The following is a 14,040-nucleotide window of genomic DNA, read 5'->3' on the forward strand; positions in this document are numbered from 1 at the left end:
CACATACCTCGTTGGGCTTCCACCCTACGGCTTCCACCCGTGCGACCCGGCTCTAAGGTACGGGGCATGTCCGAAGATCGGTGGAACACGGTTCTGGTGCTCGGTGGTATCCGCTCCGGCAAATCCGGGTTCGCCGAGTCCCTGGTGGCCGGCGCGCCGTCGGTGCGATATGTGGCTACCGCGGCCGGCGGCGAGGACGATCCCGAGTGGCAGTCACGGATCGAGGCCCATCAACGTCGGCGGCCACAGTCGTGGTCGACCGAGGAGGTCAGCGGTGATCCCGTCCTGCTGACCGAGCTGCTGCTGTCCGCGGGTGGCGACGAGACGCTGCTCGTCGACGACATGGGCGGCTGGGTGGCGGGCGTCCTCGATCCGGCTCGCCAGCCCAACGACGACGAGGCGGACGTCAAGAACCTTGCCGCTGCGGTACGGGGGACGGCCGCGCGTGTCGTGATCGTCAGCCCGGAGGTGGGGCTGTCGCTGGTGCCGCTCACGCCGGTCGGGCGGGCGTTCGCCGACGCGCTGGGCACCACCAACCAGGAGCTGGCGTCGGCCTGTGACGCGGTGGCCCTGGTGGTGGCCGGCCAGCCGACGTGGCTGAAGGGCTCCGCGGCACCTTTCTCGGTCACGCCTCCCGAGGAACCGACCGTCGTCATGTCCCGGCCGATCGCGATGGCGACGCCGACTGCTCCCGCTCCCCCGCCGCCGCCCGCCCAGCCGCCGGTGGAGCCGGTGGTGGAGGAGTTCGAGCCGGCCACTGTGGTCGTCCCGGTCACCGCGCCCGAGCCGCCACCCAGCGCCGCCCTGAGCGAGTCCACGATGATGCTGCCGCTGGTGGCGTCCGGGCTCACCGAGATCAAACCGGGCATGGACCTGCCGCTGCCGAGCAGTGACGCCGGCCCGGACGCCCGCGAGCGCCTGGCCGGCCTGGACCTGCCGGGTGGTGGGCTGGGCGCGCTGAGCGAGGCGATCGAGTTCGCCGCCGCGACCCAGAACACCACCACCCCGAGAGCCTGGTCCGCCGTACGCCTGGTGGTGATCGCCGGCAGCCGGGCCGGTGGCGCGGTCGCCGGGACGGACACGGCCGATGTGGACCGCCGGATCGCCGAGGCCGAGCGGGGCGAGGGCCTGCTGGGCCGGCTGGCCGCGCAGGCCGGTGCGGACGTCTCGGTGCTGCGGACCGCGCCGGTCGGCGCGATGGAGCACGGCCCGGTCACCGACGAGGCGGCGGTGGAGACGGCGCTGCGGGACGGCTGGAAGCTCGCCGACGCGGCGGCCGACGCTGGCCGGGACGTGATCGTGCTCGCCGGGATCGGCGCCGGGGTGGAGGCCGCCGCGACCGCGGTGCTGGCCGCCACCACCGGTTCGGAGCCGGTGGCGACACTGCCGCGGGTGCTGGTCCCGGGCGCCCGGTTCGACGACTCCGCCTGGATGACGCGCTGTGCCGCGATCCGGGACGCCCTGCACCGGATCCGGCAGGAGCCGCGCGGCGCCACCGACATCCTGCGCCAGATCGGCGGCCTGGACGTGGCGGTCGCCACCGGCCTGCTGCTGGGCGCCGCCGCCCGGCGGATGCCGGTGCTGGTGGACGGCCCGCTGGGGCTCGCCGCCGGACTGGTCGCGCGGGATCTGGCCAGCCAGACCCGGCACTGGTGCCTGCTTCCCGAGGCGGGCACGCTCGCCCTGGTCAAGCAGGGCGCGGACGTGCTGGGGCTCACCCCCGTACTGGAAACCGGTCTTGATCTGGGTGAGGGCGCGAACGCGCTGGCGGTACTGCCGCTGCTGCGGACCGCGATCAGTCTGGCCTCGGCGGCGCCGGTGCATCCGGCGCTGCTCGGCGAGGTCGGCGACGACGGCCTGGACTCCTCCCCCGCGGCGCCCGAGGACGTCGACGACGAGGGTCCGGACCTGGACTTCAACACGTCGGCGTTCAACGCGCTGAACTACCGCGAGCCGGGTGCTTGACGGGATCCGGTTGGCGGTCACCACGCTGACCGTGCTGCCGCTGCGGGCGGGCCGGGTGGACCGGTCCGCCGCGGCGGTGGCGATGGCGGTGGCGCCGGCCGTCGGGGCGCTGCTCGGGCTGGTGCTGGCCGGGCTGCACGAGGGGCTACGGGCGCTGGGCTCGCCGGTGCTGGTGGCGGCCGGGGTGACGGTCGCGGCGGGCGCGCTGCTGACCCGCGGGCTGCACCTGGACGGGCTGGCCGACACGGTCGACGCGCTCGGCTCGTACCGCTCCGGCCCGGCCGCCCTGGAGATCATGAAAAAGCCGGACATCGGACCGTTCGGGGTGGTGGCCCTGGCCGCGACTGTCCTGGTCCAGACCGCCGCGGTCGCGTCCGCCGGCCCGTGGGCGATCGTGACGGCCTGGGCGGCCGGCCGGCTGGCGATCACCGTCGCCTGCCGCCGGGGTGTCCCCGCGGCCCGTCCGGAGGGCCTGGGCGCTCTGGTGGCGTCCACGGTGCCGCTGTGGGCACTGACGCTCGGCGCGGCGTCCACGGCGCTCCTGGGGGCTGCCGCGGTCCCGGACCGTCCCTGGCAGGGGCCGGTCGCCGTCGTCGCCGCCGGGTTCGCGGTGGTCCTTCTCCTGCGTCATGCGGTACGGCGTCTCGGCGGCGTCACCGGCGACGTGCTCGGCGCGTGTGTCGAGCTGGCCGTGACGATCACGCTGGTGGTCGTGACCCTCGGCTGAGAGCCACGACCCACCGGCGCCGGCTCAGCCGCGGACGGACGGGGTGACGAACGGCGGCTTGACCAGGCGCGCCTCGATCCGGCGGCCACGGATGTCGATCTCCACCAGGGCGCCGTCGGCCAGGCCCGGGGCGGTGTCGATCAGGGCGAGGGCGATGCCGATCTTCTTCGTGGGCGAGAAGGTGCCGCTGGTGGTCTCGCCGACGAGCTGCTCCCCCACGTACACACTCATGTGTCCCCGGGGGATGCCGCGACCGGTCAGCTCCAGGCCCCGCAGTGACCGGCGCGGACCGGCGGTCTTCTCGGCCTGGAGAGCCGTGCGGCCCCAGAACTCCGGCTTGCCCCAGCCCACCGCCCAGCCGGAGCGGGCCTGCACCGGGCTGATGTCGAGGGTGAGCTCCTGGCCGTGCAGCGGGTAGCCCATCTCGGTGCGCAGCGTGTCCCGGGCGCCCAGGCCGCACGGGCGGACCCCGGCCGCGATGATCGCGTCCCACACCGCGGGCGCGCTGTCCCACGGGACGACCAGCTCGTAGCCGTGCTCGCCGGTGTACCCGGTCCGGCAGACGATCAGCTCGGTGCCGCCCAGCACACCGGTCTCGAACGACATGTAGCCGTGTGACACCGGGAGGCCGAGTTTCCCGAGGATCTCGGCCGACTGCGGGCCCTGGACGGCCAGCACGGCGTGCCCGCGGTGCTCGTCAGTGACATCGACACCGGCCGGGGCGGCCTCCACCAGGCGGCGGACCACCTCGGCGGTGTTCGCGGCGTTCGGGATCAGGAAGACGTGGTCGTCGCCGTACAGGTAGGCGATCAGGTCGTCGACGACACCGCCGGACTCGTCGCAGCAGAGCGTGTACTGCGCCTTGCCGGGCTCGATGCGGCCCAGGTCGTTGGTGAGGCAGGAGTTCACGAAGGCGGCCGCGCCGGCCCCACGGACCCGGGCCTTGCCGAGGTGCGACACGTCGAACACGCCGGCCGATTCACGGACCGCGGCGTGTTCCTTCAGGACTCCTCCACCCGCGTACTCCAGAGGCATGTCCCAGCCTCCGAAGGAGGCGAACTTGGCGCCGAGGGCGACGTGACGGTCGTGCAAAGGAGACTGGAGAAGCTCGGCAGACATGAGACTCAACTTACCGGTGACCTTGGGCGGGTTTAGAGTCGCGGAGACAACACATGCTTCCCGATAGCCGGGAACGCGCCCACAGGCGTGCTCCCGGCCCCGACGTCCCGGAGAGTCCGAGTGACCCAGCCCACCCTCAGCCTGGTCGACACCGACCCGGCCGAATCCGCGGTCGATGCCATCGTCATCGGCTTGCACAGCCAGCCCGACGAGGACGGCACCCTGCTACCGGCCGCCGGGGCCGAGAGCATCGCCGCGGCCTTCGACGGCAAGCTGACCGCGACGCTGGCTCTGCTCGGCGCGACCGGCGCGGCCGGCGAGGTCACCAAGCTGGCCACCCTCGGCACCATCTCCGCGCCGCTGCTGGTCGCGGTCGGCCTGGGCACCGAGCCGACCGGCCCGGCCCCCGAGCTGGAGACGCTGCGCCGGGGCGCCGGCGCCGCGGTCCGCGCGCTGGCCGGCAGCTCCACCGTGGTGCTGGCGCTGCCGGTGCCGGACGACTCGGACGCCGCTCCGGTCCTGCGGGCCACCCTGGAGGGCGCGCTGCTCGGCGGGTACCGGTTCGCCGGTTACAAGTCGAAGCCGGCCAAGGGCCGCCGGGAGCCGGTCGCCGAGCTGCGCCTGCACGTGCCGGACGCCGCCGACGAGACCGCGCTGGCCGAGCTGGAGCGGGCCGCGATCGTGGCCCGCGCGGTCCGGCAGAGCCGGGACTGGGTGAACACCCCGCCGAACGCGCTGCGCCCGGCCGACCTCGCCGACCAGGTGGCGGCGGCCGCGACCGAGGCCGGCCTGGAGGTCGAGGTCCTCGACTTCGACCAGCTCAAGGCCGGTGGCTATGGAGGTATCGTGGCGGTCGGCCAGGGCTCCGAGGCCCCGCCGCGCCTGGTCAGGCTGACCTACACGCCGTCCGGGGTGGAGAGCCCGAAGCGGGTGGCGCTGGTCGGCAAGGGCATCACCTTCGACACCGGTGGCGTGAGCATCAAGCCCGCCGCCGGCATGTGGGAGATGAAGTCCGACATGGCCGGTGCGGCGTCGGTGGCGGCGGCCATGCTCGCGGTCGCGGCGCTCAAGCCGGCCGTGGCGGTCTCCGGTTACCTGGCGATCGCGGAGAACATGCCGTCCGGATCGGCGTACCGGCCGGGCGACGTGATCACCATGTTCAACGGCAAGCGGGTCGAGGTGTTCAACACCGACGCCGAGGGCCGGATGGTGCTGGGCGACGCGATGGCGCGGGCCTGCGCGGACGGCACCGACTACCTGTTCGAGACGTCGACGCTGACCGGCGGGCAGGTGATCTCGCTCGGCAAGCGGATCGCCGGGCTGATGGGCTCGGACGAGGCGACCGCGCTGGTCGAGACGGCCGGCACCGCGGTCGGCGAGCCGGCCTGGCGGATGCCGCTGCCGGACGACGTGCGCAAGGGCATGGAGTCGGAGATCGCCGACATCTGCCAGACGAACGCGAACCTGGACCGGGCCGGGCACATGCTGCAGGGCGGGGTCTTCCTGCGCGAGTTCGTGACCGAGGGGGTCGAGTGGGCGCACATCGACATCGCCGGTCCCGCCTACCACACCGGTGAGGCCACCGGTTACTGGACGAAGGGCGGCACCGGTGTTCCGGTCCGCACCCTGCTGGCAGTGATCGACGACCTGGCCTGATCTTCATCTTTCTCAGGACGCCGCCCGGTCTCAGGCCGGGCGGCGCTTCTGCCGCTCGTTGTAGTCCCGCATCCGCTGGGGGTATCCGAGCAGCTTGATGTCGTACGTCGGCATGCTGAGCTGGTGCGCGAACTTCCACGCGACGTCGGGCGAGCCGATCCGGCGCCGGGTCCATTCACCGTCGTGTGCCACAAGCAACAGGGTGGTCTCGGTCACTGTCGTCTGCGGCTCGATGAACGCCTCGACTCCCCGACGGGAGCGGAAGAATTGCGTAAGATGCTCAAGATCGGCCTGGTTGACCTGCTTGCCGCCGGGCCCGGCGGTCCGGGGACGCCGTCGAAACCAAGCCACCGTGCCTCCTCACGTTCGATCCCGCAAGGGTACGTCGGACCGACGTGTCGTGGGGCACCTGGCTGCATTGACCGGGTCGGGAAGTGACAAGATGTCAACGACGGGACTGTGACCGTTTCCATTGTGTGACCCACACCGGAGACGATGCGACCACTGGAGTCAACGTGAGCCAGCCCAACGGCGGAACCTTCGACATCGTCATTCTCGGCGCAGGTAGTGGTGGCTATGCGGCCGCTCTGCGTGCCGCCCAGTTCGATCTCAAGGTGGCGCTGATCGACAAGGCCGAACTCGGCGGCACCTGCCTGCACCGCGGCTGTATCCCGACGAAGGCGCTGCTGCACGCGGCGGAGATCGCGGACCAGACCCGCGAGAGCGAGCAGTTCGGTGTCAAGGCCGATCTGGTCGGGATCGACATGGCCGGCGTGAACGCCTATAAGGACGGTGTCGTCGGGCGCCTCTTCAAGGGCCTGACCGGCCTGCTCGGTCACAACAAGAACATCACCATCGTCCAGGGCGCGGGCAAGCTCGTCAGCAAGGACACCGTCGAGGTCGACGGCAAGCGCTACACCGGGCGCAACGTCATCCTCGGCACCGGTTCCTACTCCCGTTCGCTGCCCGGCCTGGAGGTCGACGGCGTGCGGGTGCTGGCCAGTGAGCACGCCCTGAAGCTGGACCGGGTGCCGCAGTCGGCGATCGTGCTGGGCGGCGGCGTGATCGGCGTCGAATTCGCCAGCGTGTGGAAGTCGTTCGGCGCCGACGTGACCATCATCGAGGCCCTGCCCCGCCTGGTCGCGGCGGAGGACGAGGAGATCTCGAAGCAGGTCGAGCGCGCCTTCCGCAAGCGCAAGATCAACTTCAAGGTCGGCAAGCCGTTCGAGAAGGTCGAGAAGACCGAGAACGGCGTCAAGGTGACCATCCAGGGCGGCGAGACCCTGGAGGCCGAGGTCCTGCTGGTCGCGGTCGGCCGTGGCCCGACCACCGCGAACCTGGGCTTCGAGGAGCAGGGCATCACCCTCGACCGGGGCTTCGTGATCGTCAACGAGCGCCTGCACACCGGCGTCGGCAACATCTACGCCGTCGGCGACATCGTGCCCGGCCTGCAGCTCGCGCACCGCGGCTTCCAGCAGGGCATCTTCGTGGCCGAGGAGATCGCCGGCAAGAACCCGGCGGTCATCGACGAGGCGGGCATCCCGCGGGTCACCTACTCCGACCCCGAGGTCGCGTCGGTCGGCATCACCGAGGCCAAGGCCAAGGAGAAGTACGGGGCCGACAAGGTCTCGACGTACAACTACAACCTGGGCGGCAACGGCAAGAGCCAGATCCTCAAGACCGCGGGCTTCATCAAGCTCGTCCGGGTCGAGGACGGCCCGGTCGTCGGCGTCCACATGGTCGGCGCGCGGGTCGGCGAACTCGTCGGCGAAGCCCAGCTGATCACCAACTGGGAGGCCTTCCCCGAGGAGGTCGCCCAGCTCGTACACGCCCACCCGACGCAGAACGAGGCGCTGGGCGAGGCCTTCCTCGCGCTCGCGGGCAAACCGCTGCACGCGCACAGCTGATTTCGATCGCGTTCTGACGTCTAAGGAGTTTGGGAAATAATGCCGACATCGGTAACCATGCCGCGGCTGGGTGAGAGCGTCACCGAGGGCACCGTCACCCGCTGGCTCAAGCAGGAGGGCGAGCGCGTCGAGGCCGACGAGCCGCTGCTCGAGGTCTCCACCGACAAGGTCGACACCGAGATCCCGTCGCCCGCCGCGGGCATCCTCTCGCGGATCGTGGTCGGCGAGGACGAGACCGCGGAGGTCGGCAGCGAGCTGGCCGTCATCGCCGGTGACGGCGAGGACGCCGGTTCCGCCGCTTCTTCGGATTCCTCTTCGGCCGCGCCCGCTTCGTCCGCGCCCGCCGAAGAGGCCGAGCCGGAGCCCGCCGCCCCGGCCGAGCCGTCGACCGAGAAGCCGGTCGAGGCGGAGGCCCCGGCCCCGGCCGCGCAGTCCGGTGGCGAGGGCACCGAGGTGAAGCTGCCCGCCCTGGGCGAGAGCGTCACCGAGGGCACCATCACCCGCTGGCTGAAGGCCGTCGGCGACACCGTCGAGGCGGACGAGCCGCTGGTCGAGGTCTCCACCGACAAGGTCGACACCGAGCTGCCGTCGCCGGTCGCCGGCACGCTGCTGGAGATCAAGATCGGCGAGGACGAGACGGCTGAGGTCGGCGCCGTCCTGGCGATCGTCGGCACGCCGTCGGCCGCCCCGGCCGCCGCTCCGGCTCCGGCCGCGCCGGCGCCCGCCGCTGCCCCGGCCCCCGCCGCTGAGAAGCCCGCGCCCGCCGCTGAGAAGCCGGCTCCCGCGCAGGCGGCCGCGCCGAAGGTGGAGAGCGCTCCGGCTCCGCAGATCCCGCAGGCGACCGAGACCGCGAAGGCCGCCCCGGCGCCCGCCGCCGTCTCTTCGAACGGGGCCGGCGACGCCGGTTACGTCACGCCGCTGGTCCGCAAGCTGGCCGCCGAGAAGGGCGTGGACCTGTCCAGCCTGACCGGCACCGGTGTGGGTGGCCGAATCCGCAAGCAGGACGTCATCGACGCCGCCGACAAGGCGGCCGCCGCTGCCGCCGCGCCGGCCGCCGCCGAGACGCCCGCCGCTGCCCCGGCCCCGTCGGCCGCGCCGAAGGCCAAGCCGGAGCCGAGCCCGCTCCGTGGCCGCACCGAGAAGCTGCCCCGGATCCGTCAGACGATCGCCCGCCGCATGGTGGAGTCGCTGCAGATCTCGGCTCAGCTGACCACGGTGGTCGAGGTGGACGTCACCAAGATCGCCAACCTGCGGAACAAGGCGAAGGCCGCTTTCCAGGCCAAGCACGGCGTGAAGCTGACCTTCCTGCCGTTCTTCTCCCTGGCCACGGTCGAGGCGCTGCAGCAGCACCCGGTGGTCAACTCGTCGCTGGACATGGAGGCGGGCACCGTCACCTACCACGGCGCCGAGCACCTGGGCATCGCGGTGGACGCGCCGAAGGGCCTGGTCGTCCCGGTCATCAAGGACGCCGGTGACCTCAACCTGGCCGGTCTGTCCAAGCGGATCGCGGACCTCGCGGACCGCACCCGCAACAACAAGATCGGTCCGGACGAGATCGGCGGCGGCACCTTCACGCTGACCAACACCGGCAGCCGGGGCGCGCTCTTCGACACCCCGATCATCAACCAGCCGCAGGTCGGCATCCTCGGTCTCGGCGCGGTCGTCAAGCGCCCGGTGATCGTGAACGACCCGGAGCTGGGCGAGATCATCGCGCCGCGCTCGATGGTGTACCTGGCGCTCTCCTACGACCACCGGATCGTGGACGGCGCCGACGCGGCCCGCTTCCTGGGCACGATGAAGGAGCGGCTGGAGGCCGGCAACTTCGAGGCCGACCTCGGTCTGTAAGGGTTTTCTCATGGAGGGGCACGCCACTGCGGCGTGCCCCTCCATTTGTTTTCAAACCATCGGTTTCCGGGAAAGAATCACGACATGCGGATCGTCATGGCCGGTGCGTCCGGTTTCCTCGGCACCCGGCTCGCCGAACGACTGAGCCAGAGCGGCCACGAGATCGTCCGGCTGGTCCGGCGGCCCACCGACCGGGCCGGTGAGGCCACCTGGGATCCGGCGCAGGGCCGGCTGGACGCCGAGGTGCTGGCCGGCGCCGGCGCTGTGATCAATCTCGCCGGGGCGAACATCAACGGGCGGCGCTGGACGGCCGCCTACAAGCGGGTGCTGCGGTCCAGCCGGATCGACACCACCGACACGATCGCCCGCACCATCGGCCGGCTGCCGGCGGACGAGCGGCCCCGCACGCTGCTGCAGGCGTCCGGCGCCGGGTGGTACGGCGACACCGGCGAGCAGGAGGTCACCGAGGAGGCCCCGGCCGGCAACACGTTCCTCGCCGACCTGTGCCGGGTGTGGGAGGCCGCCGCCCGGCCCGCCGAGGACGCCGGCACCCGGGTGGTGCTGCTGCGTACCGCGCCGGTGGTCGGTCCCGACAGCGGCCTGCTCAAGCCGCTGCTGCCGCTGTTCAAGCTGGGTGGCGGCGCCAAGCTCGGCGGTGGGCGGCAGTGGATGGCCTGGATCTCCGGCGCCGACTGGCTGGCCGCCTCGGAGTTCCTGCTGGAGCGGGAGGACCTGGCCGGCCCGGTCAACATGGTGTCGCCGCGGCCGGTGCGCAACGACGAGTTCACCCGCGACCTGGCAGGTGCGGTGCGCCGGCCGGCTCTGCTGGCGGTGCCGGGGCCGGTGCTGGACGTGGTGCTCGGTGAGATGGCCGGTGAGCTGCAGCGCAGTCAGCGGGTGCTGCCCGGGGTGCTGTCGGGTGCCGGGTTCGCGTGGACCTACCCCGGAATGGCCGAGGCGATCGCCGTCTCGGTGCGCCCCGAAGCGGCGATGACCTCCTAGGATTTCAGGCTCGCTTGCTACTCTGCGGCTGATGTCCGTCGCCGCCACCGCCCCTGCCGCGTCCGCCGATCCGCCTGCCCAGCCGCCGTCACGCCGTGCCCGGCCGTGGCGGGCCCATCTGACCGTCGCCGCCCTGGCGCTGGGGATGGCCGTCTACGTGACCAACGGGCTCTGGCGGGATCCGTACAACCATGTGCTCTCCGACAACGTCGGTGACACCGCGTTCTTCGAGTGGTTGCTGGGCTACGGCGTCTACACGCTGGGGCACGGGGCGAACCCGTTCTTCACCGACCTGATGAACGTGCCGTGGGGTGTGAACCTGGCGGCGAACACGTCGATCTCGGTCTACACGATCCTGTTCGCGCCGCTGACCTGGCTGGCCGGGCCACAGGTCACCTTCGTGACGATCCTGACGCTGAACCTCGCCGGGTCGGCGTTCCTGTGGTACCTGTTCCTGCGCCGCTGGCTGGTGAGCAGCCCGGTCGCGGCCGGGCTGGGCGGCATGTTCTGCGGGTTCGCGCCCGGTTTCATCTCGCATGCCAACGGCCACCTGAACTGGACGGCCGGGTGGGTGGCGCCGCTGGTGGTCTGGCAGGTGCTGCGGTTGCGGCAGCCGGGCCGGTGGCTGCGCAACGGGTTCGTCCTCGGGCTGATGCTGGCGGCATTCTTCACCATCGCCGCGGAAGGGCTGTTCTACACCGCGCTGGCCGCGGGCCTGTTCGTGGTGATCTGGGCGACGGCCGGGCCGGTGCGCGACGAGGTCCGGGCCGCCTGGGGCACCGTGCTGCGGGCGGTGGGGGTGGCCGCCGTGGTCGCCGGGGCGCTGCTGGCGTACCCGCTCTACATGCACTTCGCCGGGCCGCAGACGTTCTCCGGCACCGGCTACAACCAGCGTTACTTCGCCGAGGACGTGGCGGCCTACCTGTCGTTCCCGAGCCGGTCGGTGGCGGCGCTGTTCGGGCTCGGTTCCGATCTGGGACCGAACCGGACCGAGGAGACCAGCTACTTCGGCGTACCGCTGGTGGCCCTGATGATCGTCTCCGCGGTGCTGGTGTGGCGTCGGGCGGCGCCCGGGCGGAAGGCGACCCTGCGCGCGATCTACCTGGTCGGCGGGGTATTCATGGTCCTGTCCTGGGGGCCCCGGTTCAACTGGATGGACGCCGAGTGGCCGATCCCGCTGCCGTGGGCGGCACTGGCCCGGCTGCCGCTGTTCGACGCGGCGCTGCCGTTGCGGCTGGCGCTGATCGTGGCGGTGGTGTTCGGCATCCTGCTGGCGCTGGTCACCCAGGAGCTGCTGGACGGGCGGATCGACGGGCCGAACCTGCGGACCGGGCTGACCGCGGCCATCGTGGCGGCTCTGATCCCGGTCTTCCCGCTGCCGGTGCGGCACCAGGACCGGTCGCCGGAGCCCGCCTTCATCGCCAACGGCACCTGGCAGCGGTACGTGTCGGAGAACGGTGTGATGTCGTCCCTGCCGTTCGCCCTGAACGTGCACGCCGACGGGCAGCGCTGGCAGGCGTACACGATGGCCCGCGGCGGCGCCCAGTACCGGATGCCCGGCGGTTACTTCCTCGGCCCGATGACCGAAGGTGAGGAGGGGCGCAAGCAGATGGGGCGGATCGGTGCTCCCACGCTCCCCACCGACTGGCTGTTCACCCGGGCGGCCCTCTACGGCTACGTCACCGAACTGAGCAACGCCGACCGCGCACAGGCCCGCTCCGACTTCGCCTACTGGGGCCTGGAGGCGGTCTTCCTGCCCGAGACGATCACCGGAAGTGACCACATGACGTTGTTCCGCAACGCCGTCGAGGTGACCGCGACCGATCTGCTCGGCCCTCCGGAGGAGGTGGACGACGTGCTGGTGTGGCGCATTCGTCCCGGCGTGGACCCGATCGATCGATGAGTTCGGGGCTGGATAACCTCCGCGACGTGACGATCGCCGCGCCTGCCCCGATCACCTCCGACCCCTCGTCGAAGAAGGCTGATATATCCGGACGTAAGTGGCCTGCTCATCTGGCCATGGCCGCTTTCTCCCTGGCGGCTGCCGTCTATGTCTGTCAGGGGCTCTGGCGGGCGCCTCAGCAGAACGTGGTCGCCGACAACGTCAGCGATCAGGGCCAGTTCGAGTGGATGCTGTCGTACGGCGTCTACGTGCTCCAGCATCTGGGCAACCCGTTCTTCACCGAGCTGCTGAACGCGCCCCGTGGTGTGAACCTGGCGATGAACACGTCGAGCACGTTCTACGCCGTGCTGTTCTCGCCGCTCACCCATTTCGCCGGGCCGCAGGTCACCTTCGTGACCATCCTGACGCTCAACCTGTCCGGTTCGGCGTTCGTCTGGTACCTCTTCCTGCGCCGCTGGCTGGTCCGCAGCGGGCTCGCGGCAGCCGTCGGCGGGCTGATCTTCGGGTTCTCCCCCGGGCTGGTCTCGCACGCCAACGGTCACCTCAACTGGACCTCCGGCTGGATGGTCGGCATCGTCGCGTGGTGGGTGCTCAAGCTCACCGACCGCGACCACTGGCTGCGCAACGGCATCGTGCTCGGTCTGCTCTGCACCATGGGGTTCTCGGTGGCCGCCGAGGCGCTCTTCTTCGCCGCCTTGGCCAGCGGCATCTTCCTGTTCGTCTGGCTGCTGTCGCGCCCCGGCCTGAAACGGGCCAGAACCGCACTGCCGCCACTGCTCAAATCGCTGGGCGTGACCGCGCTGGTCGCCGGGACGCTGCTGGCCTGGCCGCTCTACATGCACTTCCACGGGCCGCTGAAGTTCTCCGGGACCGGTTTCCGGATGCGGTTCTACTCCGAGGACCTAGTCTCCTACGTCGCGTTCCCCCTGCCCTCGGTGGCCGGCGCGTTCGGCTGGGGCGCCGACCTGGCCCCGAACGCGACCGAGGCCACCTCGTTCCTGGGCGCCCCACTGATCCTGCTGTTCATCGCCGCGGTGGCGCTGCTGTGGCGCCGGTCGTCGCCGGAGCGCCGGGTCACCCTGCGGGCCCTGACCGTGATCGCGATCCTGTTCTTCCTGCTGTCGCTCGGCCCGCGGCTGCGGTTCCTGGGTGAGGAGCAGTCGCACATTCCGCTGCTGTACGCGCTGCTGGTGGAGGCGCCGCTGTTCGATTCGGCGCTGCCGGTCCGCTATACGCTGGTGGTGGTCGTGGCGATCGCGCTGGTGATCGCCCTGTTCCTGGACGAGTTCCTGACCAAACGGATCGCGGTGCGGCTGGCCGCGGTGGGTGTGGTGTTCCTCGCCGTCGCCCCGATCGCCCCGCTGCCGCTGCGCACCCTGGAACGCGCTCCGGAACCGCTCTTCATCTCCAGCGGCAAGTGGAAGGACTACGTCACCGACGACGGCGTGATGACGTCCCTGCCGCTCTCCATCGACGTGGCCGTGGACAGCATGCGCTGGCAGGCGTACACGATGGCCCGTGGCGGCGACTCGCAGTTCCGGATCCCGGCCGGCTACTTCCTCGGCCCCCAGGACTACGAGGAGACCGGACGGCACCTGGTCGGCCGGGTCGGGGCGCCGGACCGCCCGACCGATCAACTGCTCTACAAGGCCGCCCGCTGGGGCCAGGTGCCGAGGATCACCAACGAGCAGCGGCTGCAGGCCCGGGTCGACTTCGCGTACTGGGAGTTGCAAGCGGTCTTCCTCCCGGAGACGGTCACCGGCCCGAACGGCCCGCTCAACCGGGATGCCCTGCTGCGCCTCGCCACCCAACTGCTCGGCGAACCGGAGCAGGTCCAGGACGTACTGGTGTGGCGCATCCGGCCGGGCGTGGATCCGGTCGACGTGATCGAGGAGACGCAGGGCTAGGCTTCAAGG

General features: G+C 71.4%; 10 protein-coding genes. 8 read left to right on the forward strand and 2 right to left on the reverse strand.

Annotated elements, in window-relative coordinates:
* Positions 1-66 precede the first annotated feature (66 nt).
* Together Aco03nite_RS06860 and Aco03nite_RS06865 are read left to right on the forward strand one after the other, a co-directional pair.
* Positions 67-1,965 (forward strand): bifunctional adenosylcobinamide kinase/adenosylcobinamide-phosphate guanylyltransferase, encoded by a 1,899-nt coding sequence (locus tag Aco03nite_RS06860; protein ID WP_203793918.1) that lies wholly within the window; start codon positions 67-69, stop codon positions 1,963-1,965.
* Positions 1,958-2,692, forward strand: a complete 735-nt coding sequence (locus Aco03nite_RS06865; protein ID WP_203793919.1) for an adenosylcobinamide-GDP ribazoletransferase — start codon at positions 1,958-1,960, stop codon at positions 2,690-2,692. The genes Aco03nite_RS06860 and Aco03nite_RS06865 overlap by 8 nt, the downstream gene beginning before the upstream one ends.
* Positions 2,693-2,716: 24 nt before the next feature.
* Here Aco03nite_RS06865 and gcvT read toward each other — a convergent pair whose 3' ends face one another.
* A complete protein-coding gene (gcvT, locus tag Aco03nite_RS06870; RefSeq protein ID WP_203793920.1) occupies positions 2,717-3,811 on the reverse strand; it encodes a glycine cleavage system aminomethyltransferase GcvT in 1,095 nt (364 codons plus the stop codon).
* A 120-nt stretch (positions 3,812-3,931) separates the two neighbouring features.
* On the opposite strand from gcvT, the gene Aco03nite_RS06875 reads away from it, so the two are divergent.
* Positions 3,932-5,467 carry a leucyl aminopeptidase gene (locus Aco03nite_RS06875; protein ID WP_203793921.1) on the forward strand — a complete coding sequence of 512 codons (1,536 nt, stop codon included), beginning with the start codon at positions 3,932-3,934 and terminating at the stop codon, positions 5,465-5,467.
* A gap of 30 nt (positions 5,468-5,497) precedes the next feature.
* Here Aco03nite_RS06875 and Aco03nite_RS06880 read toward each other — a convergent pair whose 3' ends face one another.
* Positions 5,498-5,818, reverse strand: coding sequence for a hypothetical protein (locus tag Aco03nite_RS06880; protein ID WP_203793922.1), 321 nt, complete (start codon positions 5,816-5,818; stop codon positions 5,498-5,500).
* 164 nt (positions 5,819-5,982) lie between these two features.
* Here Aco03nite_RS06880 and lpdA point away from each other — a divergent pair, with 164 nt between their 5' ends.
* From lpdA to Aco03nite_RS06905, 5 genes are all read left to right on the forward strand, one after another.
* On the forward strand, positions 5,983-7,374 hold the full coding sequence (lpdA, locus tag Aco03nite_RS06885) for a dihydrolipoyl dehydrogenase (protein ID WP_203793923.1): 1,392 nt from the start codon (positions 5,983-5,985) through the stop codon (positions 7,372-7,374).
* A gap of 39 nt (positions 7,375-7,413) precedes the next feature.
* The gene (gene sucB, locus Aco03nite_RS06890; RefSeq protein ID WP_203793924.1) at positions 7,414-9,219 is read left to right on the forward strand and encodes a 2-oxoglutarate dehydrogenase, E2 component, dihydrolipoamide succinyltransferase; all 1,806 of its coding nucleotides are present in this window, start codon (positions 7,414-7,416) and stop codon (positions 9,217-9,219) included.
* Between the two features lie 84 nt (positions 9,220-9,303).
* The gene (locus tag Aco03nite_RS06895) at positions 9,304-10,221 is read left to right on the forward strand and encodes a TIGR01777 family oxidoreductase (RefSeq protein WP_203793925.1); all 918 of its coding nucleotides are present in this window, start codon (positions 9,304-9,306) and stop codon (positions 10,219-10,221) included.
* Between the two features lie 31 nt (positions 10,222-10,252).
* The gene (locus Aco03nite_RS06900; protein WP_203793926.1) at positions 10,253-12,124 is read left to right on the forward strand and encodes a DUF6311 domain-containing protein; all 1,872 of its coding nucleotides are present in this window, start codon (positions 10,253-10,255) and stop codon (positions 12,122-12,124) included.
* Between the two features lie 26 nt (positions 12,125-12,150).
* A complete protein-coding gene (locus Aco03nite_RS06905; RefSeq protein ID WP_203793927.1) occupies positions 12,151-14,031 on the forward strand; it encodes a DUF6311 domain-containing protein in 1,881 nt (626 codons plus the stop codon).
* Positions 14,032-14,040 lie beyond the last annotated feature (9 nt).

It is taken from the genome of Actinoplanes couchii (assembly GCF_016862075.1).
GTDB classification, from domain to species: domain Bacteria; phylum Actinomycetota; class Actinomycetes; order Mycobacteriales; family Micromonosporaceae; genus Actinoplanes; species Actinoplanes couchii.

Bases quoted from the DNA above. Each gene is read 5' to 3' on its own strand.
- Aco03nite_RS06860 (WP_203793918.1), top strand. From the start codon at position 67: ATGTCCGAAGATCGGTGGAACACGGTTCTGGTGCTCGGTGGTATCCGC.
- gcvT (WP_203793920.1), bottom strand. From the start codon at position 3,811: ATGTCTGCCGAGCTTCTCCAGTCTCCTTTGCACGACCGTCACGTCGCC.
- sucB (WP_203793924.1), top strand. From the start codon at position 7,414: ATGCCGACATCGGTAACCATGCCGCGGCTGGGTGAGAGCGTCACCGAG.
- Aco03nite_RS06895 (WP_203793925.1), top strand. From the start codon at position 9,304: ATGCGGATCGTCATGGCCGGTGCGTCCGGTTTCCTCGGCACCCGGCTC.
- Aco03nite_RS06900 (WP_203793926.1), top strand. From the start codon at position 10,253: ATGTCCGTCGCCGCCACCGCCCCTGCCGCGTCCGCCGATCCGCCTGCC.